Below are 4800 nucleotides of genomic sequence, written 5' to 3' on the forward strand. Positions count from 1 at the left end.
ATCCGCACCCAGTTCGTCGTCGAGGCGATGATCGTCTGCCTCATCGGTGGTGCCTTCGGCGTGCTGCTCGGCGGTGGGCTGGGCATGCTCGGGGCGAAGCTGCTGGGCACGTTCGTGCTCCCGCCCCCGCTGGCCATCATGGTCTCGCTCGGGTTCGCCCTGGCCATCGGCCTGTTCTTCGGGTGGTACCCGGCGAACAAGGCGGCCAAGCTCGACCCGATCGAGGCGCTGCGCTACGAGTGACCGGACCGCTTCCGCTCACGCAGCTCCAGCACACCGGCCACCAGGATGACCACGATGCTCAGCTGCCCCAGAAGGAAGAATGGGACGGCACCGATGATCGCCAGGTAGCCGCCCACGAGGGCCAGGATCCGGGACACGCCGGCATCCTGCGCCGGGGTGAGATGGGCACGACCCACCAGCCAGCCGCCCAGGATGATCTGCACCAGGATGAGCGGGAGAGTGGAGAAGTCGAAGGTTTCGGTCATCAGGATGCCGTACAGGGCCACCTCCACGGCCAGCAGCGCCAGGCCGAACCACAGGGCTCCCGTGGTGGCGACCCGGGGACGTGAGCCGGGGGAGCCGGAAGAATCAGCGCGCCTGCGGTAGCTGAGCAGGTGGGCGATGATCCCGAGCGCCAGTCCCGGCGGTGCCAGCAGCCCGGTGATGTTGATCACCGGGTCATCGGGCTGGCTGGTGAACCCGACCACCAGCCAGCTGACCCAGCCCACCCCGGCCACCAGTGCACCGACGGTACCGAGGGATCCCAACGGGATGAACCTGCGTCCGGCGAGGGCGCCGGCCAGTGCCAGCACGCAGCCCAGGGTGCCCAGCGCCCCGGCGATGATCCACGGGTTGAAGTCCAGGTCGAGCCGGAACCACAGGGTGAGTGAGGGGTAGGCGACGGCCTGGAGGATGAGTCCGGCGAGGTGGAGGTGGCGTGCGTTCATCGTCCGGCGGCCCGGCGGATGGCGTCGAGGAACTCCAGGTAGCGGGCACGCACCGCGAGGAGCGGTTCAACGACCTTCTCCTGGGAGATGGACGAGACCTCCCGTCGCAGGGCGCGCCGGGTGCGGTGTTTCACGCTCGAGCCGATGGCCAGGCCGAACACCCCGGTGAACATGCCCAGCACGATGCCGAGCAGGAGTCCGCCGACGATGAGCAGCGTCGGGATGGGCCAGCCCTCGATGTCGGGGATGATCTCGTCCATGAACGGGTAGAGCACCCCGGGCAGGAACGCGGCGAGCAGGTACCAGCCGACGCCCACCAGGGCGGCGACGAGCGCCAGCCACTGCACCACGGTGAACAGCCCCCACACCTTCGAGGGTTGGGCGGGCAGCTTCGTGCGGGCGGCCGCGCGGTCGAGGTCCTCGGGCAGCGTGTCCACGATGGCTTCGGTCTGGTCCACCACCGCCGAGGCCCAACGGTCCGGTAGCCCGGCGGAGACCGCCTGCGCATAGCCGCGGACACCCCGGTTGGCCACGGCCCGGCCGGAGGCGTCGAGCTGCGGGATGGAGGAGCGGTGGACACCGGTCTCGTCGGCATCCTCCCGCAGGCCCAGCCGCTTGAGGGGGTCGGCCCGGAAACGCAGCAGCCAGGAGGTGAGCAGCCAGCCCGTCTTCTGCCCGAGCCGCTTGCGGTAGGCCGCGGCGGTCGCGTCGGCGAGGCGGTCTGCGCCGGCGGCCTCCGCGAGGTGGTCGTCGAGACGCCGTTTGTCCATGGCGGAGACGTCCTTGAACGACTGCTTCCCGACGAACGGGGCCGTCACCGTCTCCAGGTCCGCCTCGATGCGGGCCTGCTGCGCGGAGTGGGCGGAGGCTACCTTCGCGATCGCCTTGCGCAGGTCGTCGATGCCGTAGCCGTCCCGGGCGGAGGTGCGGATGACGCTGACCTTCTGCAGGCCGTCGTCGACAAGCAGCTGCTCCAGGGAGGAGGCGACGCGGCGGGCGTCCCCGGTGGTGAGGCGGTCGGACTTGTTGAGCACGGCGAGCGTGACCGAGCTGTGCGAGGCGTGGGGGCGGATGAAGTGGTCGTGGATGATCGAGTCGGCGTACTTCTCCGGGTCGGTGACCCACACCAGCACGTCGACCTGCCCGGCCAGCCGGGTGGCGATGGCCCGGTGCTCCGGCTCCACCGAGTCGAAGTCCGGCAGGTCCAGCAGGATGACGGGGCCCGCGCCGGGGGCGAAGTCGCCGGAGCGGTTGCGGCGGTCCTCGACCTGGAGCCAGTCGAGCAGCTCCTCGGAACCGGCCGGGTCCCACACCGCGGCCAGCGGGGAGGAGGTGGTGGGACGGCGGGCGGCGGTCCTGCCCAGGTCTTCGCCCACCACCGCGTTGAACAGGGAGGTCTTGCCCGAACCGGTGGCACCGAAGAAACCGACGACGGTGTGCTCGCCGGACAGGGCGCGGCGTTCCGCGGCGGCGTCCGCCACCCGCGCCAGGTCGGCGTGCTCGGCGGGGGAGAGGAGGCCCTCGCCCAGGTCGGCGGCCTCCCGCAGGGCCTCCAGGCGTTCGGTGAGGCTCAGTTTCTTCCGGAACATCAGGCTTCTCCCGTCTGGGTGCGGACGTCGTGTTCGGCGGTGGCGGCGGCGTCGAGAAGCTCCCCGGCGGAGGTGCCGGCGGTGAGCTCGTCGGTGATGTCCCAGTAGCGGGCACGCTCGGAATCGAGGAGCGCGGTCGTGCGCTCGTCGAGGTCCTCGCGGGCGCGGGTGGCCATGCGGCGCACCGCCTCCTCACCGAACACCGTCTCCAGCAGCTTCTGGCCGACCACCGCCGAACCACCGGCGATGGCGATCTCTCCGCCGGTGAGCCCCGCGGTGGAGGCGAACACGATGAGCATGAGCGCCACGGTGACCACGTTGAGGCCGAGTGACATGATGCGGGCCTTCATGCGCTTGTCGCCGGCGGTGGACTGGATCGTCTCGACGAGCCCGGCCTGCCAGTCCCGGACCAGCCGGGCGGCGAGCTCGTCGATGCCCGGGCTGGCGTGGGCCAGGCCCGGGTGGGCGGCGGCGCGCAGCTCCGGAGCGACGGACCCCAGGTGGGACCAGCTGCGGGTGGCGGCGGTCTCGGCGGCGTCGACGATGACGGCGTGGAGGCCGGCCTCGATCTCCGTCTCCACCTCCCGCACCGGGGCGGGACGGCCGGTGAAGAAACTGCCGATCGCGTCGAGTGCCGCCGAGTACCAGCGCTCGATGGTGCGGAAGGCGTCCGAGGTGCCCACGAAGTCCTGCCAGCGTTGCAGCACCTCCTGCCGCAGCAGGTTGCCGTCGGAGGTGGCGTCGATGACGTGGCGGCGGGCGGAGGCGTAGGTCTCGTCCAGGGCGTCACCGAGCAGTCCGGCGAACTCCTCCTGCCGCTGCTTCGTGTCCGCCAGCGCCTCAACCCGCTTGTTCACGCTGCCCAGCGCACCGAGCACCGTCTTGGCCGCCATGGTGCGGCGTGCCGCGGCGTCGGCGGCGAGGTGGTCGAGGTGGGCACGCAGGGGATCGACCAGGGCGGTGGGCAGCAGGTCCTCCACCTGGCCGGCGTCCGGGACGGTGAACATGGTGGCGTCCCCGAGCCCGGCCTCCGCCATCATGCGGCGCAGGTCATCCGGCACGGTGGCCAGCGCATCCTCGTCGACGCGGTTGAGCACCACGATGACCTCGATGTCGCGGCCGGCGGCGTCGTGGAGGAAATTCCACACCAGCTGGTCGGCGTAGCGCGAGGGCGTGGTCACGAACACCCACAGGTCGGCCGCCGCCAGCAGCTGGGAGGCCAGCGCGCGGTTGCGGTCGTCGATGGAGTCGAAGTCGGGGGCGTCGAGAAGCGCCAGGCCGGGGCTGATCGCCTCGGTGCTCACCAGGCGCAGCGACGTCGCCGAGGGGTTCGCGCCGGGCTCGCCCTGTTCCCGGGCCAGACCGGGCAGGACCCGGGTGGAGTGGAACCAGGCGGAGTCGGAGGGGTGGCTGACCAGCACCGGCTGGCGGGTGGTGGGCCGGATGACCCCCGAGGTGGACACCTGCCTGCCCACGAGGGCGTTGACCAGCGTCGACTTGCCGGATCCGGTGGAACCACCGACCACCGCCAGCAGCGGGGCGTCGATGTGGGCCAGGCGGGGGAGGATGTAGTCGTCGATCTGGTCGACGACGGCGCGCGCCTCCGCCTCTGCTGTCGGGTTGGTGGAGAACTCCGTCGCGGCCACCGCGTCACGCAGCCTGCCGACGGACTCCAGGGTTGATTCGGTCACAGTCACATTCTTTCAGACTTCACTCAGGTTGGCGGGCACGCGCACCGCCGCGGTCTGTGTCGGACTGTGGCCATGCTCCGAAAGCTGCGCGACCTGGCCACCGGTGTCATCTCCATCATGACCCTGGTGGTGACGGCTGTCTTCGGGCTCCTGCCGGACTCCCGGGAGGCGGTGGCGGAGATGCAGCGACTGGCCGTGGACCGGGGTCTCGACGACCACGTCCGCTTCGACGCTCTCTCGATCGGCGGACTGGGCACTTCCCCGGCGGCCATCATCGACGGATGGGTGGCCACGCCCGATGATCTGGACTCCCTGCTCGTCCTGCTGCGGGACGCCCAGCAGATCGCCGCGGAGACGAAGAAGACACCGGATCTGGGGGTCCATGCACGTATGCGGGTGGGGGAGACCCGCCTCTCCATCCGCAGCGTGCCGACGGAGAATGATGGCGCGCTGCTGCGTGACCTGGTCACCATTCCGCACCTGCCTCAGGTGGAATACAGGATAAACAACTCCTTCGATATCGATGTCGAGGACGGGGCCCGGGATTCCCTCATCGCCGTCGGGGACCGC

The 4800-nt window shown here is 70.7% G+C and carries 5 protein-coding genes; 2 read left to right on the forward strand and 3 right to left on the reverse strand.

Annotation, left to right across the window (positions count from 1 at the left end):
* Positions 1 to 243, forward strand: a 243-nt coding sequence (locus tag GXZ33_RS05055; RefSeq protein WP_363236938.1) for an FtsX-like permease family protein, incomplete at its 5' end; no start/stop codon positions are given.
* Here the strand turns inward: GXZ33_RS05055 and GXZ33_RS05060 are convergent.
* Genes GXZ33_RS05060 through GXZ33_RS05070 form a run of 3 tightly spaced genes read right to left on the reverse strand, consistent with a single transcriptional unit; the run spans position 234 to position 4230 of the window.
* Positions 234 to 950, reverse strand: coding sequence for a hypothetical protein (locus GXZ33_RS05060; protein ID WP_273043484.1), 717 nt, complete (start codon positions 948 to 950; stop codon positions 234 to 236). The genes GXZ33_RS05055 and GXZ33_RS05060 overlap by 10 nt on opposite strands.
* A complete protein-coding gene (locus GXZ33_RS05065) occupies positions 947 to 2539 on the reverse strand; it encodes a GTPase (RefSeq protein ID WP_291339789.1) in 1593 nt (530 codons plus the stop codon). The genes GXZ33_RS05060 and GXZ33_RS05065 overlap by 4 nt, the downstream gene beginning before the upstream one ends.
* Positions 2539 to 4230 carry a dynamin family protein gene (locus GXZ33_RS05070; protein ID WP_291339790.1) on the reverse strand — a complete coding sequence of 564 codons (1692 nt, stop codon included), beginning with the start codon at positions 4228 to 4230 and terminating at the stop codon, positions 2539 to 2541. The genes GXZ33_RS05065 and GXZ33_RS05070 overlap by 1 nt, the downstream gene beginning before the upstream one ends.
* 72 nt (positions 4231 to 4302) lie before the next feature.
* On the opposite strand from GXZ33_RS05070, the gene GXZ33_RS05075 reads away from it, so the two are divergent.
* On the forward strand, positions 4303 to 4800 hold a 498-nt coding region (locus tag GXZ33_RS05075), incomplete at its 3' end, for a hypothetical protein (RefSeq protein WP_291339791.1).

It is taken from the genome of Corynebacterium sp., from assembly GCF_012838985.1.
Taxonomy (GTDB): Bacteria; Actinomycetota; Actinomycetes; order Mycobacteriales; family Mycobacteriaceae; genus Corynebacterium.